At 69.8% G+C, this 22,103-nt stretch carries 19 protein-coding genes, 1 pseudogene and 1 riboswitch; of the genes and pseudogenes, 13 read left to right on the forward strand and 7 right to left on the reverse strand.

Annotated features, from left to right (window positions below):
- Positions 1-16: 16 nt before the first annotated feature.
- A complete protein-coding gene (glgB, locus tag TW83_RS04410) occupies positions 17-2,200 on the reverse strand; it encodes a 1,4-alpha-glucan branching protein GlgB (RefSeq protein WP_045981565.1) in 2,184 nt (727 codons plus the stop codon).
- A 117-nt stretch (positions 2,201-2,317) separates the two neighbouring features.
- On the opposite strand from glgB, the gene TW83_RS04415 reads away from it, so the two are divergent.
- Complete coding sequence (locus TW83_RS04415) at positions 2,318-3,922, forward strand: alpha-glucosidase (RefSeq protein WP_045981581.1); 1,605 nt, start codon at positions 2,318-2,320, stop codon at positions 3,920-3,922.
- 19 nt (positions 3,923-3,941) lie between these two features.
- On the opposite strand, the gene TW83_RS04420 is transcribed toward TW83_RS04415, so the two are convergent.
- Positions 3,942-4,130, reverse strand: coding sequence for a hypothetical protein (locus tag TW83_RS04420; RefSeq protein ID WP_045981566.1), 189 nt, complete (start codon positions 4,128-4,130; stop codon positions 3,942-3,944).
- Complete coding sequence (locus tag TW83_RS04425) at positions 4,127-5,101, reverse strand: LysR family transcriptional regulator (protein WP_071209465.1); 975 nt, start codon at positions 5,099-5,101, stop codon at positions 4,127-4,129. The genes TW83_RS04420 and TW83_RS04425 overlap by 4 nt, the downstream gene beginning before the upstream one ends.
- A 120-nt stretch (positions 5,102-5,221) precedes the next feature.
- Between TW83_RS04425 and TW83_RS04430 the strand changes: the two genes are divergently transcribed.
- From TW83_RS04430 to TW83_RS04440, 3 genes are read left to right on the forward strand one after another with little or no spacing between them, the layout of a single operon-like run.
- The gene (locus tag TW83_RS04430) at positions 5,222-6,154 is read left to right on the forward strand and encodes a ring-cleaving dioxygenase (protein ID WP_045981567.1); all 933 of its coding nucleotides are present in this window, start codon (positions 5,222-5,224) and stop codon (positions 6,152-6,154) included.
- A 17-nt stretch (positions 6,155-6,171) separates the two neighbouring features.
- Complete coding sequence (locus TW83_RS04435; protein WP_045981568.1) at positions 6,172-6,726, forward strand: NAD(P)H-dependent oxidoreductase; 555 nt, start codon at positions 6,172-6,174, stop codon at positions 6,724-6,726.
- Entirely contained in the window at positions 6,723-7,478 is a 756-nt protein-coding gene (locus TW83_RS04440) for a VOC family protein (RefSeq protein ID WP_045981569.1), read from the forward strand. Before TW83_RS04435 ends, TW83_RS04440 begins: the two co-directional genes overlap by 4 nt.
- A 67-nt stretch (positions 7,479-7,545) precedes the next feature.
- Here TW83_RS04440 and TW83_RS04445 read toward each other — a convergent pair whose 3' ends face one another.
- Positions 7,546-9,042: a VOC family protein gene (locus TW83_RS04445; protein ID WP_045981570.1), complete on the reverse strand. Its 1,497-nt coding sequence runs from the start codon at positions 9,040-9,042 to the stop codon at positions 7,546-7,548.
- A 153-nt stretch (positions 9,043-9,195) separates the two neighbouring features.
- Between TW83_RS04445 and TW83_RS04450 the strand changes: the two genes are divergently transcribed.
- From TW83_RS04450 to aroQ, 5 genes are read left to right on the forward strand one after another with little or no spacing between them, the layout of a single operon-like run.
- Entirely contained in the window at positions 9,196-10,128 is a 933-nt protein-coding gene (locus tag TW83_RS04450; RefSeq protein WP_045981571.1) for a pirin family protein, read from the forward strand.
- Between the two features lie 11 nt (positions 10,129-10,139).
- Positions 10,140-10,682, forward strand: a complete 543-nt coding sequence (locus TW83_RS04455; RefSeq protein ID WP_045981572.1) for a DUF924 family protein — start codon at positions 10,140-10,142, stop codon at positions 10,680-10,682.
- 38 nt (positions 10,683-10,720) lie between these two features.
- Entirely contained in the window at positions 10,721-11,746 is a 1,026-nt protein-coding gene (locus tag TW83_RS04460; protein WP_045981583.1) for a histone deacetylase family protein, read from the forward strand.
- Positions 11,747-11,780: 34 nt separating this feature from the next.
- A complete protein-coding gene (locus tag TW83_RS04465) occupies positions 11,781-13,247 on the forward strand; it encodes an asparaginase domain-containing protein (protein WP_045981573.1) in 1,467 nt (488 codons plus the stop codon).
- A gap of 39 nt (positions 13,248-13,286) precedes the next feature.
- Positions 13,287-13,715, forward strand: coding sequence for a type II 3-dehydroquinate dehydratase (gene aroQ, locus TW83_RS04470; protein WP_042250123.1), 429 nt, complete (start codon positions 13,287-13,289; stop codon positions 13,713-13,715).
- A 246-nt stretch (positions 13,716-13,961) separates the two neighbouring features.
- Here the strand turns inward: aroQ and TW83_RS04475 are convergent, their stop codons facing one another.
- From TW83_RS04475 to cobO, 3 genes are all read right to left on the reverse strand, one after another.
- Positions 13,962-15,320, reverse strand: coding sequence for a trehalose-6-phosphate synthase (locus TW83_RS04475; RefSeq protein ID WP_045981574.1), 1,359 nt, complete (start codon positions 15,318-15,320; stop codon positions 13,962-13,964).
- 9 nt (positions 15,321-15,329) lie between these two features.
- Positions 15,330-16,052 (reverse strand): trehalose-phosphatase, encoded by a 723-nt coding sequence (otsB, locus tag TW83_RS04480; RefSeq protein WP_045981575.1) that lies wholly within the window; start codon positions 16,050-16,052, stop codon positions 15,330-15,332.
- A gap of 101 nt (positions 16,053-16,153) precedes the next feature.
- On the reverse strand, positions 16,154-16,783 hold the full coding sequence (cobO, locus tag TW83_RS04485; RefSeq protein WP_045981576.1) for a cob(I)yrinic acid a,c-diamide adenosyltransferase: 630 nt from the start codon (positions 16,781-16,783) through the stop codon (positions 16,154-16,156).
- Between the two features lie 40 nt (positions 16,784-16,823).
- A riboswitch (cobalamin riboswitch) is annotated at positions 16,824-17,050 on the forward strand.
- A 94-nt stretch (positions 17,051-17,144) separates the two neighbouring features.
- On the opposite strand from cobO, the gene TW83_RS04490 reads away from it, so the two are divergent.
- The 4 genes and pseudogenes from TW83_RS04490 to TW83_RS04505 form a co-directional block, all read left to right on the forward strand.
- A complete protein-coding gene (locus TW83_RS04490; protein WP_045981577.1) occupies positions 17,145-17,555 on the forward strand; it encodes a DUF1636 domain-containing protein in 411 nt (136 codons plus the stop codon).
- Between the two features lie 2 nt (positions 17,556-17,557).
- Positions 17,558-18,601 carry a cobalamin biosynthesis protein CobW gene (gene cobW, locus TW83_RS04495; protein WP_045981578.1) on the forward strand — a complete coding sequence of 348 codons (1,044 nt, stop codon included), beginning with the start codon at positions 17,558-17,560 and terminating at the stop codon, positions 18,599-18,601.
- Positions 18,601-21,768, forward strand: a complete 3,168-nt coding sequence (gene cobN, locus TW83_RS04500) for a cobaltochelatase subunit CobN (RefSeq protein WP_045981579.1) — start codon at positions 18,601-18,603, stop codon at positions 21,766-21,768. The genes cobW and cobN overlap by 1 nt, the downstream gene beginning before the upstream one ends.
- Positions 21,765-22,103 (forward strand): annotated as a pseudogene (locus TW83_RS04505) (precorrin-3B synthase); the annotation flags it as partial. The gene cobN and the pseudogene TW83_RS04505, both read left to right, overlap by 4 nt.

The raw sequence follows: 22,103 nt of genomic DNA on the forward strand, positions 1-22,103 counted from the left end.
CTCCTCCCTCATGATTTCAGCCTGCCGCCACGAAGATCACCACGGACAGGGGCGGCAGGGTCACAGCCATCGAAGCCGGCTGACCGTCCTGCGGTTCCCCGTCCGCCACGACGCCGCCCAGATTGCCCATGCCGCTGCCGCCATAGGCGGTGGCATCGGTGTTCACCGCCTCGCGCCAGCGCCCCGCCTGCGGCACGCCGATGCGGAAACCGGGACGCGGCACCGGGGTGAAGTTGCAGACCACCACCACCGGCGAATCGCCCGCATCGCCGCGGCGCACCCAGACATAGGTCGACTGCGCGGGATCGGTCGCAATCCACTGGAACCCCTCGGGCTCGGCATCCTTGACGTGCAGCGCGGGGGTGTCGCGGTAAAGGCCGTTCAGGTCGCGCACCAGCGCCTGCACGCCCTGGTGCATCGGCTGGCTGGCCGCGTGCCAGTTCAGCTCTCCATTGTGGTTCCACTCCTCGGGCTGGCCGAACTCGCAGCCCATGAACAGCAGCTTTTTCCCCGGATGCCCCCACATGAAGCCGTAATAGGCGCGCAGGTTCGCGAACTGCTGCCATTCGTCGCCGGGCATCTTGTGCAGCAGGCTGCCCTTGCCGTGGACGACCTCGTCATGGCTGATCGGCAGGATGAAGTTCTCGCTGAAGGCGTACATCAGCCCAAAGCTCATCAGGTCGTGGTGATAGCGGCGGTGGACCGGATCGCGGCTCATGTAACGCAGGGTGTCGTTCATCCAGCCCATGTTCCACTTGAAGCCAAAGCCCAGCCCCCCCGCATCGACCGGGGCCGACACCTTGGGGAATGACGTGCTCTCCTCGGCCACGGTCATGATGCCGGGCTGTTCGCCGTAAGCCTCGATGTTCATGTTCTGAAGGAAGGCGATCGCCTCGTAGTTCTCGCGCCCGCCATCCTTGTTCGGAACCCATTCGCCGGCCTTGCGGGAATAGTCGCGATACAGCATCGACGCCACCGCATCCACGCGCAGCCCGTCGATATGGTATTCGTCCAGCCAATAGACCGCATTGGCGGTCAGGAAATTCTGCACCTCGGTCCGGCCATAATTGTAGATCAGCGTGTTCCAGTCCTGGTGGAACCCCTCGCGCGGGTCGGCATGTTCGTAAAGCTCGGTCCCGTCGAAGCGGGCTAGGCCATGCGCGTCGGTCGGGAAATGCCCCGGCACCCAGTCCAGCAGCACCCCCAGCCCCGCCTGGTGCGCCGCATCGACCAGGTCGCGGAACTCATGCGGCGGGCCGAACCGGATCGTCGGCGCATAAAGGCCCACCGGCTGATAGCCCCATGACCCGTCAAACGGAAATTCGCTGACCGGCATCAGCTCCAGATGGGTGAAGCCCATGTCCTTGGCATAAGCCACCAGATCCCGCGCCATCTCCTGATAGGAGAGCGGCCGCCCGCCATCGTCGTACTTGCGCCGCCAGCTGCCCGGATGGACCTCATAGATGCTGATGGGGGCGCGGCGATCCTGCGCCCGCGCGCGCCGCGCCATCCATTCGGCGTCCTTCCAGCCATAGCCGGTGATGTCGCGCACCACGCTGGCCTTCTCGGGCGGATGCTGGCTGCCGAAACCCACCGGGTCGGCCTTCAGCATGACCCCGCCATGGGCGTCCAGAACCTCGTACTTGTAGAGGGTGCCCTCGCCCAGGTCGGGCAGGAAGATCTCCCAGAACCCCTGGCCCACGCGGCGCATCGGATGACGCCGGCCGTCCCACCCGTTGAACTGGCCCACGACCGACACCCGCCGCGCATTGGGCGCCCAGACCGCAAAGCGGGTCCCTGCGACGCCCTGATGGGTGGTCACATGCGCGCCCAGCACCTGCCACAGCCGCTTGTGCGTGCCTTCGGCCAGCAGGTGCAGGTCCATCTCGCCCAGCACGGGCGCGAACCGATAGGGGTCGTCAAAGGTCCATTCGACGCCGCCGCCCGACCGGGCCTTCAGCTGATAGGGACCGGCCGGGATCGGGCCGGCGAACAGATCGCCCGCCACGCGCGGCAGATCCGTCTCTCCATCGGGCCCCACGGCCGACAGTGCAGCCAGGTCGGGGTGATAGACGGTCAGCCACTGACCGTCGCCGAACGGGCGCGGTCCCAGAATTGAAAACGGTTGCGAACATCGCCCCTGGGCCAGCAAGGCCTGATCTTCGGGGCTAACATGCGGAGGATTCTTGCTTTTGTCCATGCGGCCCACCTTAGCCCGATCACAGATTCGGGCAATCGTCTGGTTAACGCTAACACCTCCTTTTTGATCCCGCTATAGTCATCCGCGACGACAGGATTTTCCGGAAAGGTATCGATGATGGCGGAATGGTGGCGCGACGCGGTGATCTATCAGATCTATCCCCGCAGTTTTCAGGACAGTGACGGCGACGGCATCGGCGACCTGCCGGGCATCACGCGCCGGCTGGACCATGTGGCGGGCCTTGGTGTGGATGCGATCTGGCTGTCGCCCTTCTTCACCTCGCCGCAGAAGGACATGGGCTATGACGTGTCCGACTATACCGGCGTCGACCCGCTGTTCGGCAGCATGGCCGATTTCGACGCCATGGTCGCCCGCGCGCACGCCCTGGGCCTGAAGGTCATCATCGACCAGGTCATCAGCCATTCCAGCGACAAGCATCCCTGGTTCGAGGAGAGCCGCCGCGACCGCACCAACCCCAAGGCCGACTGGTATGTCTGGGCCGACCCCAAGCCCGACGGCACGCCGCCCACGAACTGGCCCTCCGTCTTCGGCGGCCCGGCATGGGAATGGGAGCCGCGCCGGCGCCAGTACTACCTGCACAACTTCCTGATCGAGCAGCCCGACCTGAACATGTGGAACCCCGCGGTCCAGGACGCCCTGCTGGACACGATGCGTTTCTGGCTGGATCGCGGCGTCGACGGGTTCCGGCTGGACACGGTCAACTACTACTTCCACGACGCCAAGCTGCGCGACAACCCGCCCAATCCCGACCACAAGGGCCCCGAGACCTACGGCTTTCAGCGCCACGTCCATTCCAAGAACCAGCCCGAGAACATCGCCTTCCTGGAACGCATGCGCGCGCTGACCGACGAATACGACGCCCGCATGATGGTCGGAGAGGTCGGCGACGGCGGCCAGACCGCCATCGACATCATGGGCGATTACACCCAGGGCGATGACCGCCTGCACATGTGCTACAGCTTCGAGATGCTCAGCCCCGACTTCACCGCGCGCCATTTCCGGCACACGATCGAGGGCGTGCACGATCATGCCCCGGACAGCCATTCCTGCTGGTCCTTCTCGAACCACGACGTGATCCGGCACGTGTCCCGTTGGGCCGACCATGCGCAATCCCCCGAGGCGCTGGCACGGCAGGCGGCGGCGATGCTGCTGTCCTTCCCCGGCACGATCTGCCTCTATCAGGGAGAGGAGCTGGGCCAGACCGAGACGACCCTGGTCTATGAGGAGCTGACCGACCCCCCCGCCCTGCGCTTCTGGCCCGAGGTCAAGGGCCGCGACGGCTGCCGCACGCCGATGGTCTGGGATCAGGGCGAACCGCATGCGGGGTTCTCGGACGCAGCGCCTTGGCTGCCGGTCAAGGACGACCAGGCGGTCCGCGCCGTAGCGCATCAGCAGAACAGCAACGACAGCGTGCTGGCCGCCTATCGCGGCACGATCGCCTTCCGCAAGGCGTCCGATGCGCTGCGCTTCGGCGAGACCGCCTTCCTGGACATGCCCGAACCGATCCTGGCCTTCCGCCGCGACCATGACGGGCAGGCGCTGACGGCGGTGTTCAACCTGTCGCGCACGCCCCTGTCGGTGGCGGTCGCGGGCGATACCGGCCTCAGCGGCCCGGTCAACGCCACGCTGGAGGGCGGCACGCTGCACCTGCCGGCGAACGGATTCGCCTGGCTGACGGGTGCGCCGGCGCTGACCGCCTAAGATACGGGTGGCTGGGGCCTCAGGGCTCCGGCCGCCGCCACACGAACAGGGCCAGCCCCAGATAGATCCCCGCGGCCCCGAACAGCATGGCCCAGGCGGGACTGCCCGACCACAGCTCCACCCCCGCCCAGATCAGTGGCAGCATCACGCAGATCACCCGCACCCACAGCGGGCGAAAGAACGGCGCATCGGGATCGACCAGCTTCATGGCACACCTTCAAGGGGCTTGGGGGGGCGGGGGGTCCGGGGGGCTGGCCCCCCGGCCGTCGCGGGACGCACCAGGCCGCGCTGCCATGGCGGGTCCTCGGCAAAGGCCGCCGCGATGTGATCGACAAAGGCGCGTGTCTTGCGGGGCAGCGGCCGGATCGGCGGCCAGACCACGCTGATCGGCAGCGGGTCCTGCGCCAGGTCCGGCAGCACCTGCACCAGCCGCCCGTCGCGCAGCGCGTCATGGACGATGAACAGCGGCAGCAGCGCAAGGCCCAACCCGCCGATGGCCAGATCGCGCATCGCCTCGCCGTTGTTGGCCGACACCCGGCTTTGCCGGGGCGGCGCGACCTGGGCGCCAAAGGGCCAGATCTCGGCCAGCCGCGCGTTCAGGTATCCGATGACCTCGTGCCCCGCCAGATCGCCGGGCGCCCCGACCGCGCCGTGCTGCGCCAGGTAATTGGGACTGGCCACCAGGGCGCGCGGATCCTCGCACAGGCGGCGCGCCATGAGGCTGCTGTCCTTCAGATGCCCGATGCGCAGCCCCAGATCGAACCCCGCCCGCCCCAGGTCCATGTGCCGGTCATCGTAATCCAGCACGATCTCCAGCCCCGGATGGGCACGCGCGAAACCCGCGATCACCGGGCCCAGGTGGCGGATGCCGAAACTCATCGGCGCCGCGATGGCCAGCCGCCCGCGCAGCGCGGCCTCGGGCGCGGCGGCGCTTTCGGTGGCGGCGACCAGTTCGGCCAGCGCCGGGCGCAACCGTTCGGCCAGGGACAGTGCGCTATCGGTGGGCGCGATGCGCCCGGCATGCCGGGTGAACAGCGCGACGCCCAACGCGGCCTCGAAATCGGTGATCCGCTTGCTGACCACGGATTTCGACAGGTCCGACCGCGCCGCGGCGCCCGAGATGCTGCCCGCATCCAGCACCGACAGAAATGTTCGGATATCCGTGATCGTCCAGGTCATGGCGAACCCTAGCACGTCGCCAGTCGTTCGCAAGAACCGAACGCGGCGTTGCCGCGCGCATGGGTGCCGCGAACGCCCCGCCTGCGCCATATTCCCTTCAAGCAAGGAAAGGAGCCTGCCATGCAGCTGACCGGAATCCATCACCTGACGGCGATCACCGCCAATGCGCGGGGCAACAACCAGTTCTATACCCAGACCCTTGGCCTGCGCCGGGTCAAGAAGACCGTGAACCAGGACGACACCTCGGCCTATCACCTGTTCTTCGCGGACGGGGCGGGCAGCCCCGGCACCGACATCACCTTCTTCGACTGGCCCGCCGCGCCCGAACGCCGCGGCACGAACGCGATCACCCGGACGGGGCTGCGCGTGGGCGCGGACAGCCTGGACTACTGGGCCGACCGCCTGTCGGGCCTGGCCGGCAAGATCACCACGCTGGACGGCCGCCCGACCCTGGATGTCGAGGACCCCGAGGGTCAGCGCCTGCGCCTGATCGCCGCCCCCACCCCGGCAGGCCAGCCCTGGGATCGCAGCGACGTGCCCGCCGAACACCAGATTCACGGGCTGGGGCCGATCACCATCTCGGTTCCCGAACTGGCCCCGACCCAGGCCGTGCTGACCCAGGTCATGAACATGCGCCTGGTGCGCGACTATGCCAGCCCCGATGGCCAGGGCCAGGTCCATGTCTTCGAGATGGGCGAGGGTGGTGCCGCGGCCGAACTGCATGTCGCGGTCCAGCCCGGCCTGCCGCAGGCGCGCCAGGGCGCGGGCGGGGTGCATCACGTGGCCTTCCGCGTGCCCGATACCGCTGCCCTGACCGCCTGGACCGACCGCGTGGCCCGGTTCCGCGTGCCCAGCAGCGGCGAGGTCGAGCGGTTCTATTTCCGGTCGTTGTATTTCCGCGAACCCGGCGGCAATCTGTTCGAACTGGCGACCGACGGGCCGGGCTTCGACGTGGACGAACCCTTCGAGACGATGGGCGAGGGCCTGTCCCTGCCCCCCTTCCTGGAGGGCAAGCGCCAGCAGATCGAGGCCGGGCTGAAACCCCTGGCCTGAACGCAAGGAGAGACGCGATGACAACGATCCTGGGACTTTCCGGCAGCCTGCGTCGGGCATCGCTGAATTCCGGCCTGCTTCGGGCGGCGGCGGATGCCGCCCCCGAGGGTGTGACGATCACCATCGGCGACATCGCGCAGGTGCCGCTCTATGACGGCGACCTGGAGGCCGCGTCGGGCATTCCCGCCGCGGTCACGACCCTGACCGACCAGCTGGCGGCCGCGGACGGGCTACTGCTGGTCAGCCCGGAATACAACAACGGCGTGCCGGGCGTGCTGAAGAACGTCATCGACTGGATGTCGCGCGGCCAGGGCATGGCCGTCTTCAAGGGCAAGCCCGTCGCCGTCATCGGCGCCTCTCCGGGCAATTTCGGAACCGCGCATGCGCAGTCGCACTGGCTGCCGGTACTGCGGATGCTGGCCACCCGCCCATGGTGGGAAGGACGGCTGATGGTGTCGCGCGCGGGCGATCTGTTCGACGACCAGGGCAACCTGACGGACGACAAGACCCGCGAAAGGTTGGCCGAATTCGTAGCGGGCTTTGCCGGCTCGATCGGCGGCGGCCGGTCATGACCGGCATCGCCCATGTCGCGCTGACCGTGCGCGACCTGCCCGGCATGGCGCGGTTCTATCAGACCGTGCTTGGGCTGGAGCCGATGGGCGGGGACGGGGCACAGCGCGATCTGGGCGCGGGCGGGCAGGTGCTGATCCGCCTGTCGGGCGATCCCGCCGCCATCCCGCGCGATCCGCGTGACGCGGGCCTGTTCCACACCGCCTTCCTGCTGCCCGACCGCGCGGCCCTGGGCCGCTGGCTGCGCCACGCCGCCGATACGGGCGTGCGGCTGACCGGCGCATCGGATCACGATGTCAGCGAGGCGCTGTATCTGGACGACCCCGAAGGCAACGGGATCGAGATCTATCGCGACCGGCCTGCCTTGGACTGGACCCGCGACGGCGACCGCGTGCGGATGGTCACCGAACGGCTGGACCTGAACGATCTTGCGGCCGCCGCGGACGGGCCCTGGCAGGGCGCGCCCGCCGGGACCCAAATCGGCCATGTCCACCTGCAGGTCGGGGCGATGGACGCGGCCGATGACTTCATGCAGGGCACGCTTGGCCTGACGCGCACCCATGATGCGTCGGGCGGGGGGTGGTACGGCTGGAACGGCTATCACCACCATCTGGCCGCGAATATCTGGAACAGCCGGGGCGCCGGTCCCCACCCCGGCGGCCGGACGGGGCTGGATCACGTCGCCTTGACCGGATTTCCGGAAAAATCCGCCGCCGTGGCGGACCCGTTCGGGAACCGGTTCGAATTTGTCTGAGTTATAGCGCCGTACACAGTCTGACCAGTGCGCCCCGCCTCCGGCCAAGACCGGAGGCGGGGCTTTTTCATGCCCCGGGGCTGGCCATCCAGGCGCTGGCCGCGGCCAGGTCCTCGGGGGCGATCTCGTGTCCCGCCGCGATCGTGCGGGCGTCCAGATCGGCCCCGCTTGCGGCCAGCCAGTCGTTCAGCGCCGGGGCGTAATGCCCATAGGGGTCGCGCGCCCCCTGCAGCGTCAGAACCCGGACCCCCGACAGGTCGGCCCGTGGCACCGGGTCCAGCACCAGCATCGGCCGGATCAGGATCGCCCGCGCGATCAGCCCCGGATGCAGCGCCATCACCGCCCCCGCAAAGTTTGCGCCGTTCGAATAGCCCAGCACCGTCAGCCGCGCGGGGTCGAGGCCATAGGCCGCCATCGCACCCTCCCAGAAGCCGGCAAAGGCCGCGGCTTCGGATCGGATGTCGTCCTGGTCAAAGCTGGCCATGGACAGGCGCCGGAAGAACCGGGCGACGCCCTCCTCGGTCGACCGGCCGCGCAGGCCCAGCAGGGTGGCGCGCGGCGCGATGCGATGCGCCAGCGGCATCAGGTCGGATTCCGATCCGCCGGTGCCGTGCAGCAGCAGGATCACCGACCCGTCTGCATCGTCAGGGGTGTGGATGCGGTGGATGAAGGGCAGATCGCGCATGGGGGTCCTTTCCTCGCCCGGGCGGGCGAATTGCGGCAGGCGCAGCCGCAGGTCGGTGTCGTCGGTCATGTGCGGCGGGACCTTCAGGGTCCGGCCAAGGTCGTCCTCGTCCACGGCCATGCCTGGACCGTCGGTCGCCAGTTCGATCAGGATGCCCGCAGGATCGCGGACATAGAGAGAGGTGAAGTACAGCCGATCATGGACCGTCACATCCGTCAGCGCGGCCCGGTGCGCGTCGATCGCCGCGACATCGGGCACGCGCAGGGCGACATGGTCGATCACCCCGGTTCCCGGAATGCCCGGCACGAACCCTGCCGTGTCGCGGATGTCGATCGCGTCGCGGTTTGATGCCAGGCGCGTCACGCCGCCTTCGATGCCCTGGGGGGCATAGCCGAAGCGCGCCAGGAACGCCGCCGTGGCCGGAGCGTCCTGCGACCACAGGGTCACGCCCTGCAGGCGGGCGGGGGCCGCGGGCCAGCCGGAATCGGGGATGTCCCCGCCCACCAGCTTGACGATGATCCCGTCCGGGTCGCGCAGGCGCAGGACCGGCGCACCGAATTCGCGGACCGGCCCCTCGACGCGCAAGCCGCGCTGCATGGCGCGGGTCAGCCAGTCGCCGATCCGCGCGCGGGGGATGGCCAAGGCGATCTCGGCCACCTGTCCGTGTCCCACGCGACCGGGCGCGCCGTCCTGCCAGACCAGGAAGCTGACCAGCGACCCGGGCGCGCCCGTGGCATCGCCATAGAACAGGTGCAGCTGTTCGGCATCCTCGAACCCCGCGGTCTGCTTGACCAGCGACAGGCCCAGGAAGCCCATCCAGAAATCGACATTGGCCTGCACGTCGCGCGTGATGGCCGTCACGTGATGAAGTCCCGTCATGGCGACCTCCTTTCAGGATTCAACATGCCCGTGGCGGTCGTTCGGCGCCACGGGGGTCGTACGCAACCCGGCGTTCGCACGAACCGAACGCCTGCACGCTTGCCCGATGGCCCGCAAACACCCACCCTTGGAAACAGCACAGGAGAGAACGCCATGAGCTGGAACCCCGCCCTGACCCCCGGATGCCCCGACGCCGTCGGCGCCGATGCCATCGAGACGCTGATCATCCCCCGCGCCCGCGACCTGGGCGGGTTCGAGGTGCGCCGCGCCCTGCCCGCCCCCAAACGCCAGATGGTGGGGCCGTTCATCTTCTTCGACCAGATGGGCCCGGCGGAATTCCTGACCGACCAAGGCATCGACGTGCGCCCGCATCCCCATATCGGGCTGGGCACGGTCACCTATCTGTATCGCGGCAGCTTTCAGCATCGGGACAGCACCGGCGCCGACCAGATCATCACGCCGGGCGCGCTGAACTGGATGGTGGCGGGGCGCGGCGTGACCCATTCCGAACGCAGCCCCGACGCCGTGCGCGCCGGGCCCAGCAGCCTGCTGGGGATCCAGACCTGGATCGCCCTGCCGGAGACGCATGAGGACATCGCCCCCAGCTTCGAACATCACGCGGCGGACGCCCTGCCCGAGATCCGCGACCAGGGGATCGAGGCGCGACTGATCCTGGGCCGCGCCTATGGCGAGACAGCGCCCGCGACGATGCATTCCGACACGTTCTATCTGGACGTGACGCTTGCCGCCCGCGCCCGCTTTCCCCTGCCCGTCGATCACGAGGATCGGGGGATCTACATCACCGAGGGCAGCGTCAGCATCGCCGGGCAGGAATTCCAGGCCGGCCAGATGATGGTGTTCCGCCCCGGCGACGCGATCACGGTGGCGGCGGGCGACCGGGGCGCACGGCTGATGGCGCTTGGCGGTGCCACGCTGAACGGGCCGCGCCACATCTGGTGGAACTTCGTCGCGTCGTCGCGCGAACGGATCGAGGCCGCGAAACAGGAATGGCGCGAGGCGCGTTGGGGGCAAGGACGGTTCGACCTGCCGCCGGGCGACCGCGACGAACACATCCCCTTGCCGTGACGGAGAGACACATGCCCAAGACCCCCCACGAGGTGCTGGAGTTCTGGTTTTCGGACCAGATGCGCCCCTATTGGTTCGCCAAGTCGGACGACATCGACCGCGACATCGCCGCCCGTTTCAGCGACACCTACGAGGCCGCGCATGCCGGGCGGCTGGACGACTGGATGGACGCGCCCGACAGCGCGCTGGCTCTGGTGATCGTGCTGGACCAGTTCCCGCGCAATATCTATCGCGGCGGGCCGCGCAGCTTCGAATCGAACGACCTGGCGCTGCGCCACGCGCGGACCGCGCTGGACATGGGCCATGACGTGGGCCAGGCCCCCGACCGGCGGCAGTTCTTCTATCTGCCGTTCATGCACAGCGAGGATCTGGCCGACCAGACCCGGTCGGTGGCGCTGTACGAAGACCTGGGCAACGACCATTCGCTGCATTTCGCGCGCGAGCATCGCGACATCGTCGAACGCTTCGGCCGCTTTCCGCATCGCAACGCAATCCTGGACCGCGACAGCACCCCCGAGGAGGCGGAGTTCCTGAAGACGCATAGCGGCTTCTGATCTTGCCGATGCGGCGCCGGCGTCCTAGCCTGCGCCGCATGGACAGCCTGCCTTGCTTTTACGCACCCGATACCGCCGCCCACGATCCCCGGTTCTGGATGCTGCGCGGGGTGCTGATGGCGAACAAGGAAACCGCCGAACGTGCGGACCGCCTGCTGGCAGGCATCGCCGCCGCGGGGTTGACCGCGACCGATCCGCCGGTGGCCGACCGCGCCCCGATGCACGCGGTCCACACGGCGCGCTATCTGCACTTTCTGGAAACCGCATGGGACGAATGGCAGACGGCCCCCGGCGCGGGGGCCGAGGTCGTGGCCAACCTGCATCCGCAGAAGGCCGACCAGACCTATCCGTCAGGGATCACCGGGCGGGCGGGCTGGCACATGGCCGATACCGGCTGTCCGCTTGGGCAGCACACCTATGCGGCGGCGCTGCGCGGGGTGGACACCGCGCTGGCGGCCAGCCGCGCGGTGCTGGACGGGGCGGGCGCGGCCTATGCGCTGTGCCGTCCGCCGGGGCACCATGCCGATGCAGACACCGCGGCGGGGCACTGTTTTTTGAACAATTCCGCGATCGCCGCGCAGGCCCTGCGTGCGGCGCATGACCGGGTCGCCATCCTGGACATCGATGTCCATCACGGCAACGGCACGCAGCAGATCTTTTTTGACCGTGCCGACGTGCTGACCGTGTCCGTTCATGCCGATCCGGACGCGTTCTATCCCTTCTATCTGGGCCATGCGCATGAGGTGGGGCCGGCCGGCACAAACCTGAACCTGCCGCTGCCCCTGGGATCGGACGATGCCGTCTGGCTGGACGCCATCGACCGCGCGCTGGACCGCATCGCGGGTTTCGCGCCGGGCGCGCTTGTCCTGGCCCTGGGGCTGGACGCGCACGAGAACGACCCGTTTCGCGGGCTGCGCGTCACCACCCCGGGTTTCGCCCGCGCCGCCGCCCGCATCCGCGCCGCGGGCCTGCCCACCGTCATCGTCCAGGAGGGCGGCTATCTGTCCGAGGATCTGACGCACAACCTTGCCAGCTTTCTGCGGGGCTGGATCGGCACCGCCTGAGCGTTCTATAGCGGTCCGGGAACGGGGGACCCTCATGCGCATCTGCATCATCAACACGGGCGGCACGATCAGCAGCACGGGCCAGCCGCTGGCCCCCATGGCGGCGGACCGCTTTGCCCGCGCCGCGCAGGATCTGCTGGGGCCGGCGCTGGCGGCGGCCCTGCCGGGGGACGCGCTGCATTTCGACACGGGACTGCGGTTTTCGGATGACGGGCCCGGAACGCTGGACAGCACCGACCTGCGCCCGTCCGACTGGTGCCGGATCGCGCGGCGGGTGCTGGACCTGTATGCCGACCACGACGCCTTCGTGATCCTGCACGGCACCGACACGATGGATTACACCGGCGCGGCGCTGCCCCTGCTGCTGAACGTGTTCGACGATCTGGGGCTGGCCCGCGCGGCGCTGTCCAAGCCGGTGATCCTGACGGGCGCACAGCTGCCGCTGTTCACCGACACCCCCGCCGGGCTGGTCCTGAACGCGGGCAGCGATGCGCTGGCCAACCTGACCGGCGCACTGTCCTGCGCCCGCCTGCGCCTGCCCGAGGTCGCGATCTTCTTCGACGGACGCCTGCTGCGCGGGTGCCGCGCACTGAAGGTGTCGACGACACGCTTCGCGGCTTTCGACAGCCCGCATCTGGCGCCCCTGGCGGAACGCGGCATCGGCATCCGCCGGGGCACGGTCGCGCCCCTGCCCGGCCCCGCCGCGCCCGACCTTGCGCTGGACTCGCCCGCGGCCCATGCGCAGGCGATGGCCCAGCTGGACGCGGTGCAGGCCGGCATCGACGATCAGCGCGTGGTGCAGATCACGGCCGTGCCCGCCGATCACCGCGCCGCCGCCCCGATGCTGGCGCAGCAGGTGCGCGCGGCACTGGACCAGGGCGCGACCGGCCTGCTGCTGGAGGGGTTCGGCCCCGGCAACGTCCCCGCAGGAGATGGCGCGATGGCGCAGGTGCTGGCGGATGCGGACGTGCCCGTGCTGATCGCCAGCCGGGTGATCGGCGGGCAGGTCGGCGCGTTCGATTATGCCGCCGGGGCCTGGATTGCGGCGACAGGCGCCGTCACGGGGGGCGACATGACGCCCGTCGCGGCGCTGGCCAAGATGGTGGTCCTGACCGCGGCCGCGCCCCATCACGGGTGGGACCGCGCCACGCTGGCCGCCCTGCTGGCGCGCGGGCTGACCGGGGACTGTGCGCACACCGACCGGATGGACGGCCCGCTGTGGCCCGGACAGGTGCTGACCTGCGGTCCCGTGCGGCTGGAGAACGACCCCGATGCCGGGCCGCGGCTGATGCGGGGCGGCGCGGTCCTGTGGCAAGCGCCGGGGCCCGGCGTGCTGCGGATGCAGGGCGACCGGCTGGCGCTGATCGGTCACGACGGGGCGGTGCTGTGGTCCGGCCCCCCCGCCCCCGGCGCGGTGGCGATCCTGTCGGACGATCCTCCGGCGCTGCGCATGCTCGACCCCGCCCATCGCGCTGCCCCCGTCACCGCGCTTGCGGGCTGACACCCGCCCGCGCTAGCAAGCCCCAGCAAGGAGACCCCGATGCCGCTGATCCATGTCCTGAACGGTCCGAACCTGAACCTGCTGGGCCAGCGCCAGCCCGAGGTCTATGGCCACGAGACGCTGGCCGATCTCGAGGCGCTGTGCCGCAAGGCCGCCGCCCCGCATGACATCCGCTTCCTGCAGTCGAACTGGGAAGGTCAGATCGTCGACTGGATCCACGAAGCCCGGCTGGAAGCCGCGGCCATCGTCATCAACCCGGCGGCACTGACCCATACCTCGGTCGCGGTGCTGGATGCGCTGAACGCCTTCGACGGCCCGGTGATCGAGGTCCATATCAGCCAGGTCCACAAGCGCGAGGCGTTCCGCCACCATTCGTTCGTGTCAAAGCGCGCCGACGGGGTGATCGCGGGGCTGGGGCTGAACGGCTATGCCGCAGCCCTGCGCCACGTGGCGGGCCTGATCGGCTGAGACGAAAAGACCGCCGGACCTGGCCGCAGGGAGGAGGGGGGCGGCAGGACCGGCGGCTTTCCGAAGTGTCCGTGGCCGGACCGGGAGGAGGACGCCACGAAGCATCTGCTTCATAGGTCCACCATGCGCCGGACCTGCGCCCCTGTCACCGCAGGCCGCGCCGCTCGGTCAACCGGAACGTGCGCTGCCACGGGACCGGGCGCAATTTGAGGGTATTGCCCGATCCTTGGGCACACCCCGCGCGAATCACCGCGCCGTCAGCGCCTCCAGATAGGTGCGCGACCACCAGGCGACATCGTGGTCCACCACGCCTTCCAGCAGGGCGGCATGGCGGTCGCGGCGTTCGGCTTGCGACATCCGCATCGCCTGGGCCATCGCGACGGCCAGATCATGCGGGTCGTGGGGGTTGATGATCAGCGCCTCGGCCATGGTCTCTGCGGCCCCGGCAAAGCGCGACAGGATCAGCACGCCCGGATCGTCGGGGTTCTGGGCGGCGACGTATTCCTTGGCGACCAGGTTCATCCCGTCGGCCAGCGGCGTGACCAACCCGATGCGCGCCTGCCGGTACAGCCCCGCCAGCACGGGACGCGGGAACGGCCGATGGATGAACCGGATCGGCGTCCAGTTCAACGTCGCGAACTGGCCGTTGATGCGTCCGGCCAAGTGTTCGGTCTCCTCACGGATGTCCTGATAGGCCTCAACCTCGCCGCGCGTCGGGGGCGCGATCTGCAGGAACGAGATCTTCTCGTGCAGGTCGGGGATCTTTTCCAGCAGCAGCTGATAGGCCCGGAACCGCTGCGGGATGCCCTTGGAATAATCCAGCCGGTCGACGCCGATCATCATCTTGGCCCCGGTCAGCAGGCGCATGCGGTCGCTGTCGGGGGCGTCTGCCGCCTCGGTGATGAAGGCCGCGGCGTCGATGCCGATCGGAAAGACCTGCGTGCGGACCATGCGTCCCGACAGCCGGAAGCGGTCCGGCGCGACCTGATCGCCGTCCGCCAGCTGGCGCGCGCTTTCGGCAAAGGCGCCAAGGTCGCGTTCGGCCTGGAACCCCAGCAGATCGTAATGGGACAGCCAATCGAACAGCTGCGCGGGGTTGGGCAGGGCCGCGCAATCGGCCGGACCCGGAAACGGAATGTGCAGGAAATGGCCGATCGGGTTTTCCACCCCCAGGGCGCGCAGTTCGGCGGCCAGCGGGAACAGGTGATAATCCTGCACCCAGATCCGGTCATCGGGGCGCAGGACCGGCAGCAGCATCCGCGCGATGCGCTGGTTCACCCGTGCATATCCATCCAGGTATTCGGGCCTGATGCGCATCAGGTTGGGGCGCCCATGACACAGCGGCCACAGGATGGAGTTGGAATAGCCCAGATAGTATTCGTCATGCTCTTGCGGGGTCAGGTCAAAGGACAGCCGCTGGAACGCCGCGCCCGGATGGTCCTGCAGGTCGGGCGCGGGATCGTCCGTCACCTCGCCCGAGAAACCCACCCACACCCCGCCGGAACTGCGCAGCGCATCCTCCAGCGCCACCACCAGCCCCCCCGAGGGGTCGTCCCCCAGCGGCAGGCGGTTCGAGACGACGATCAGGCGCGGTTCGGTGGACATGGGCATTCCTCAGTTCAGCGATGCGTCAAGCCAGGCGGCCAGCGCGGCAGGGTCGGACAATCGGTGATGCGCGGCGGTGGGACCGTCGCCGATCTTGATGGCAAAGCCGCCGCGGGCCTGCGCCTCGGCCATGGCGGGTTCGTCGGTGGTATCGTCGCCCGCAAAGACCGGCACGCGCCCGGCGAAGGGCTCAAGCGTCATCAGATGCGCCAGCGCGCTGTCCTTGCCGACGCCACCGGGGCGCAGCTCGACCGCCATCTTGGCGGGCTGCAGCACCAGATGCGGGTTCCGGTCGGCCAGATCCTGCATCACCCCCTCGACAAAGGTGCGCAGATCGGGGGCGTCCCGATAATGCAGTGCGACGCCGTGGGGCTTTTCCTCAACCAGCAGGGCGGGATGGGGCGCGGCGGCGGCATGGGCCGCGGCATGAAGGGGGCCCGCGTCGAAATCGACCCGGTGCAGGGTCTGGATGCGGCCGGGGCACAGCGACAGTTCGGCGCCGTGGCTGCCCGCCACGATGCCCTCGAACCCGTCCACATGTCCGCGCAGGTCGGCCACGTCGCGCCCCGAGATCAGCGCCACCGCACCCCCCTGCCGCCGGTACAGCGCCGCCAGCCGGTCGCGCAGCGCCTGCGTGACAACGACCGCATCGGGCCGGGGGGCGATGTCGACCAGGCAGCCGTCGAAATCCAGGAACAGGGCGGCATCGGGGGCAAGCGGGGGTGGGGTCACGTCAGGCGGGCTCCGGCGATTGGGATATACCAGAGGGAACCCGTGACTCCCCCCGAGGGTTCACCGCCGCGTGAGGTTTTTTGACCGCCAACCGGCGGGTGTCAGTATTCGACCCCGGCCTGCGCCTTGATCCCAGACCGGAACGGATGCTTGATCTGGGTCATCTCGGTCACCAGGTCGGCGGCCTCGATCAGCGCGTCGGGGGCGCCGCGCCCGGTCAGCACCACATGGGTCATGGCGGGCTTTTCCGCCTGCAGAAAGGCCACCACATCGGCCGCGTCCAGATAACCATAGCGCAGCGCGATGTTGATCTCGTCCAACAGGACCATGCGGATGGCCGGGTCACGGATCAGGTCCTGCGCACGTGCCCATCCGGCCTGCGCCATGGCGATGTCGCGGGACTTGTCCTGCGTCTCCCAGGTAAAGCCCTCGCCCATGGCGTGGAACTGGCAGATGTCGGTGAAATGCGTGGTCAGCAGCGTGCGTTCGCCCGTGTCCCACGCGCCCTTGATGAACTGCACAACGGCGCAGGGCATCCCGTGCGCGATGGAGCGCATGATCATGCCGAACCCCGATGACGACTTGCCCTTGCCCGGCCCGGTATGGACGATGATCAGGCCCTTTTCGCCGGTCTTGGTCTCCATCATGCGGTCGCGGGCGGCCTTTTTCCTGGCCATCTTGGCGGCGTGGCGGTCCTGGTCCTCGGCGGAAATCGGGTCGGTCTGCGTCATCGGGTCGCTCCTTGCGGTTGACAAACGGCGGGTGCGGGGGTTTGGGTGAGGGCGTGTTGGTTCCTGTCTATGACAGGCGAAGAGGGAATGCGACAAGGCCCCGGGTCACCAGACCCGCGACCCCAAGCGCAGCCGCCCCCGCGACCGTGACCGGAGAGGTCGCCCGATCCACTGGCCCCGATTGGGGCTGGGAAGGTGGGACGACCGTCGGGGCATCCGCCCCTGAATCCGCAAGCCGGGAGACCTGCCAGCACCTGACGATGACGGGCGAACGGGGTGTTTCGCGACCGGCAGGTGATGGCCGGATGCCCCGTGCCGCCTCCTCTCGGACGCCCCTTGCCGCAACAAGGAAGGGGCCGCGATGCGCGCCGTTCTGCATGTCTGCACCACCTGTCGCGGCACCGTGCCCGACCCGGTTCCCGATGCCGCAGGGACCGATGCCGCAAGGACGGATGCCCTTGGCCCGGACGCGCCGCGCCTTGGCGCCCGGCTGCACGACCTTCTGTCCCGCACCGCCCCAGACGGTGTCGAGATCCGCCCCGTCGAATGCCTTTCCGCCTGTTCGCAGGGCTGTTCCGTCGCGCTGTCCGCGCCGGGCAAGTGGTCCTATGTCTATGGCCGCCTGACGCTGGACGACGCCGCCGACATCCTGTCGGGCGCGCGCGCCTATGCCGGGACCGCCGACGGCATCGTGCCGTGGCGCGAACGCCCCGCCGTCTTCCGCAAGCAGAGCCTTGCCCGCATCCCCCCGCATACCCTGTCGCAGGAGTGACCATGATCGACCTTATCAAGACCCCCGTCACCGTGATCACCGGCTTTCTGGGGTCGGGCAAGACGACCCTGGTGCGCCATCTGATGGCCAACCCCCAGGGGCTGCGCCTTGCGGTGATCGTGAACGAATTCGGCACGATGGGTGTCGATGGAGACATCCTCAAGGGTTGCGCCGACGCCGCCTGCCCGGCCGAGAATATCGTCGAGCTGTCGAACGGCTGCATCTGCTGCACCGTCGCCGACGACTTCATCCCCACGCTGGAGGCGCTGATGGCGCTTCCCGCCCGCCCGGACCACATCCTGATCGAGACGTCCGGGCTGGCGCTGCCCAAGCCCCTGCTCAAGGCCTTCGACTGGCCCGCCATCCGCTCGCGCATCACCGTGGACGGCGTGATCGCCCTGGCCGACGCCGAGGCCGTGGCGGCCGGCCGCTTTGCCCCGGACGTGGCGGCGGTGGACGCGCAGCGCGCCGCCGACCCCGGCCTGGACCACGAGACGCCCCTGTCCGAGGTCTTCGAGGATCAGATCGCCTGCGCCGACGTGATCCTGCTGACCAAGGCCGATCTGGCCGGACCGGAAGGCGTCGCCGCCGCCCGCGCCGCGATCGAGGCCGAGTTGCCCCGCCCCCTGCCCATCCTGACCGTGACCGAGGGCGCGGTCGATCCGCGCCTGATCCTGGGTCTGGGCAAGGCCGCCGAGGACGACCTGGACGCCCGCCCCAGCCATCATGACGGCGCCGACGACCACGAGCATGAGGATTTCGACACCGTCGTCATCGACCTGCCCGAGATTACCGACCCGGCCGATCTGGCCGCCCGCATCGCCCGTCTGGCCGCCGAGCAGAACGTGCTGCGCGTCAAGGGCCATGTCGCCGTCGCGGGCAAGCCCATGCGCCTTCTGTTGCAGGCCGTGGGCGCGCGGGTGCGCCATCAGTACGACCGCCCCTGGGGCCAGACCCCGCGTCGGTCGCGCCTGGTGGTGATCGCGGAGCACGACGACGTGAACCCGGACGCGATCCGCGCCGTGCTGGAGGGTGTCCCCGCCTGATGCATGTCATCTTCCGCGAACAGGTCGGGCTTGAACAGTCCGACGCCCCCTATGATCCCGGGCAGACGCCCGGCGATCTGGTGGTCCTGTCCTTTTCGGACAGCGACCTGGGGGCCTTTGCGGAAGGCTGGCGGCGCGCGGCGGGGGGGCTTCCGCCCACGCGGCTGTGCAACCTGGTGGCACTGCGGCACCCGGTCTCGGTCGACACCTATGTCGAGAACACCCTGTCGGGCGCGCGCGGCATCCTGATCCGGTTGATCGGCGGCGAGGCCTATTGGCCCTATGGCCTGGCATCGGTCCAGGACCTGGCGCGCAGGCGTGGCATCGCGCTGGCCGTGCTGCCCGCGGACGGCCGCGACGATCCGCGGCTGGAGGAGATCTCGACCGTTCCCCCCTCGGTCCTGCGCGTGCTGCGGCGGCATTGCGACCAAGGCGGCGCGGTCGCGGCGCAGGCGGCGCTGGCGCAGATGGCCATCGCATCGGGCCTGCAGGCCGCGCCCGTGCCGGGGGTCAAGACCCTGCCCGCGATGGGGTTCTACGACCCCGACCGGGGCGTGGTCGATCCGCGGCCCGTACAGGCGCTGGTCACCTTCTATCGCAGCTGGCTGGCGGCGGCGGATGTGGCGCCCATCGACGCGCTGATCCGGGCGTTGCGGGCGCGGGGCATCGCGGCGATGGGCGTCTTTGCCCCGTCGCTCAAGGCGCCGGGCCTGGGCGACTGGCTGGCCGATGCCCTGCCGGGCGGGCCTGTGCTGGTCGTGAACGCGACCGGGTTTTCCGGGGGGAATGCGGGTCCGTTCGACGGCTGGTCCTGCCCGGTGTTCCAGGTGGCCCTGTCCACCAACCGCCGCCGCGACTGGCTGGCGGCCGAACGCGGGCTGTCGCCGTCGGACCTGGCGATGAATGTCGTCCTGCCCGAGGTCGACGGACGCATCTTCGCGGGCCTCATCAGCTTCAAGGCGGTCAGCCCGCGCGACCCGGACCTGCAGTATTCGCGCTTCGTGCACCGGCCCGATGCGCCGATGCTGGCCCGGGCCGTCGACCGCATCGCCGCCTGGCACGCCCTGGCGGAGGGGGCGGGGCGCGTGGCGATGGTGCTCTCCACCTATCCGGGCCGCGACTGGCAACAGGCCCATGCCGTGGGGCTGGACGCGCCGGCATCCGCGCAGGCGGTGGGGGCGATGCTGGGCACGGACCTGCCCGCGCTGCCGGACGGCACCCTGGCTTGGCCGCTGGACGATTACCGCGCGGCGCTGGCCCACCTGCCGCAGGCGCTGCAGGAGGACCTGCACGCGGCCTGGGGGCCACCCGAGACCGATCCCGATTGCCGGGACGGGGCGTTCCACCTGCGCGCCAGCCTGCATGGCCCGGTGATCCTGGCGTTGCAGCCCGAACGCAGCCACCGCGCCGGGCGCGAGGACAGCTATCACGACCTGACCCGCGCGCCGCGCCATGCCTACGTGGCCTTCTATCTGTGGCTGGCGCAGCAGGGCGCGCGGGCGCTGATCCATATGGGCGCGCATGGCACGCTGGAATGGCTGCCGGGCAAGGCGGTGGCGCTGTCGGGCGATTGCTGGCCTGCGGCGCTGCTGGGGGCGATGCCGGTGATCTATCCCTTCATCGTCAACGATCCGGGCGAAGCCGCGCAGGCGAAACGCCGGATCGGGGCCGTGACCCTGGGCCATATGCCGCCGCCCATGCGGGAGGCCGCCCTGCCCCCCGGCATGGCCGGGCTGGAGCGCAGCTTGGACGAATATTCCACCGCCGACGGGCTGGACCCCGCGCGCCGCGACCGCCTGATCGCCGCGATCCGGGACGAGGCGCGCGCCCTGGGGGTCGAGGCCGATCTGGGCATCCCCTGTGAGGCCAGCGCCGCCGAGGCGATCACCCGCATCGACCGCTTCGTCTGCGACATCAAGGAAAGCCAGTACGGAGAGGGGCTGCATGTCTGGGGCAGCGGCGCCTGCGGTCAGGCCGAACGCGACGGGCTGATGGCCGCGCTGGCCGGGCGATTCGTTGCGCCGGGGCCGTCGGGATCGCCCAATCGGGGGCGGTCGGACGTGATGCCCACGGGGCGCAACCTCTACAGCGTGGATCCGCGCGCCGTGCCCACCCCCTCGGCCCATGCGCAGGGGGTGAAGCTGGCAGAGGAGCTGCTGCGCCGCCACCTGCAGGATCACGGCGACTGGCCGCGCGGGCTGGTCGTGGATCTCTGGGGCAGCGCGACCATGCGCACCGCGGGCGAGGAATTCGCCATGGCCCTGCATCTGGCCGGGCTGAAGCCGGTCTGGGATGCCGGATCGGGCCGCGTCTCGGGGGTCGAGGTCCTGCCGCTGGCCCTGCTGGGCCGCCCCCGCATCGACGTGACGCTGCGCGTGTCGGGCCTGTTCCGTGACGTGTTCCCGGTGCTGGCGCAGCTGTTCCAGACCGGGGCCGCGACGCTGGCTGCGCGGGACGAAGCGGCGGATCAGAACCCCTATGCCGGGGGCGCACGGGTCTTCGGCCCGCAGCCCGGGCAATACGGGCTGGGCATGGGCACCGCGCCCACGGAATTCACCGATGCCGCGCGTCAGGCCGCGGGCGAGGCCTGGATCGCGGCCTCCAGCTGGGCCATCGGGGCGGATGGCGCCAGCCATGAGGCCCGCGACGCGCTGGAGGCGCGGCTGGCCGCGACCGACAGCTTTGTCCACGCGCAGGACCTGCCCGAGACGGATCTGCTGCTGGCCGCCGACTATGCCGCGCATGAAGGGGGCTTTGCCGCCGCCATGGCGCGGATCGGCGGCCGGGCCAGCCTGTACCATCTGGACGCCACGCAACCCGACCGCCCCCGCGCCCGGACCCTGACCGAGGAGATTGCCCGCACCACCCGCTCGCGTGCCGCCGATCCGGCCTGGGCCGATGCGATGACCACACATGGATACCGGGGCGCGGCCGAGATCGCGGCGACGCTGGACCACATGGCGGCCTTTGCCCATCTGGCGGGCGCGGTGCCCGCGCATCTGTTCGACCTTTATCATCAGGCGACCTTGGGCCGCCCCGAGATCGTCGCCTTCATGCAGGACGCGAACCCCGCCGCCCTGGCCGCGATGCGCGACCTGTTCCAGCGGCTGCACGATGCCGGTCTGTGGGTCACGCGGCGCAACTCCATCGCGGCGGGGCTGTCATGATCCGCGGCTGGTGCCCCGGCGCGCTGCAGCCGATGGAGTCCGGCGACGGGTGGGTGGTACGCATCCGCCCCCCCGGCGGGCGTCTGGACGCAGCCCAGGCCCAAGCCATCGCCGATGCCGCCCAGACCCATGGCAACGGCGTGATCGAGCTGACGGGCCGCGCCAACCTGCAGCTGCGCGGCGTGACGCCCGCGACCCATGCGCCCCTGATCGCGGCGCTGCGCCCGCATGGGCTGATCGACCCCGACATCGCTACGGAGACGCGCCGCAACATCCTGGTCACGCCCTTCGCGGATGCCGCCACCGATATGCTGGCCGCCGATCTGGCGGCGGCG

The sequence above is a fragment of the Paracoccus sp. S4493 genome (assembly GCF_000967735.1).
Taxonomy (GTDB): Bacteria; Pseudomonadota; Alphaproteobacteria; order Rhodobacterales; family Rhodobacteraceae; genus Paracoccus; species Paracoccus marcusii.

Bases quoted from the DNA above. Each gene is read 5' to 3' on its own strand.
- glgB (WP_045981565.1), bottom strand. From the start codon at position 2,200: ATGGACAAAAGCAAGAATCCTCCGCATGTTAGCCCCGAAGATCAGGCC.
- TW83_RS04415 (WP_045981581.1), top strand. From the start codon at position 2,318: ATGGCGGAATGGTGGCGCGACGCGGTGATCTATCAGATCTATCCCCGC.
- TW83_RS04420 (WP_045981566.1), bottom strand. From the start codon at position 4,130: ATGAAGCTGGTCGATCCCGATGCGCCGTTCTTTCGCCCGCTGTGGGTG.
- TW83_RS04425 (WP_071209465.1), bottom strand. From the start codon at position 5,101: ATGACCTGGACGATCACGGATATCCGAACATTTCTGTCGGTGCTGGAT.
- TW83_RS04430 (WP_045981567.1), top strand. From the start codon at position 5,222: ATGCAGCTGACCGGAATCCATCACCTGACGGCGATCACCGCCAATGCG.
- TW83_RS04435 (WP_045981568.1), top strand. From the start codon at position 6,172: ATGACAACGATCCTGGGACTTTCCGGCAGCCTGCGTCGGGCATCGCTG.
- TW83_RS04440 (WP_045981569.1), top strand. From the start codon at position 6,723: ATGACCGGCATCGCCCATGTCGCGCTGACCGTGCGCGACCTGCCCGGC.
- TW83_RS04445 (WP_045981570.1), bottom strand. From the start codon at position 9,042: ATGACGGGACTTCATCACGTGACGGCCATCACGCGCGACGTGCAGGCC.
- TW83_RS04450 (WP_045981571.1), top strand. From the start codon at position 9,196: ATGAGCTGGAACCCCGCCCTGACCCCCGGATGCCCCGACGCCGTCGGC.
- TW83_RS04455 (WP_045981572.1), top strand. From the start codon at position 10,140: ATGCCCAAGACCCCCCACGAGGTGCTGGAGTTCTGGTTTTCGGACCAG.
- TW83_RS04460 (WP_045981583.1), top strand. From the start codon at position 10,721: ATGGACAGCCTGCCTTGCTTTTACGCACCCGATACCGCCGCCCACGAT.
- TW83_RS04465 (WP_045981573.1), top strand. From the start codon at position 11,781: ATGCGCATCTGCATCATCAACACGGGCGGCACGATCAGCAGCACGGGC.
- aroQ (WP_042250123.1), top strand. From the start codon at position 13,287: ATGCCGCTGATCCATGTCCTGAACGGTCCGAACCTGAACCTGCTGGGC.
- TW83_RS04475 (WP_045981574.1), bottom strand. From the start codon at position 15,320: ATGTCCACCGAACCGCGCCTGATCGTCGTCTCGAACCGCCTGCCGCTG.
- cobO (WP_045981576.1), bottom strand. From the start codon at position 16,783: ATGACGCAGACCGACCCGATTTCCGCCGAGGACCAGGACCGCCACGCC.
- TW83_RS04490 (WP_045981577.1), top strand. From the start codon at position 17,145: ATGCGCGCCGTTCTGCATGTCTGCACCACCTGTCGCGGCACCGTGCCC.
- cobW (WP_045981578.1), top strand. From the start codon at position 17,558: ATGATCGACCTTATCAAGACCCCCGTCACCGTGATCACCGGCTTTCTG.
- cobN (WP_045981579.1), top strand. From the start codon at position 18,601: ATGCATGTCATCTTCCGCGAACAGGTCGGGCTTGAACAGTCCGACGCC.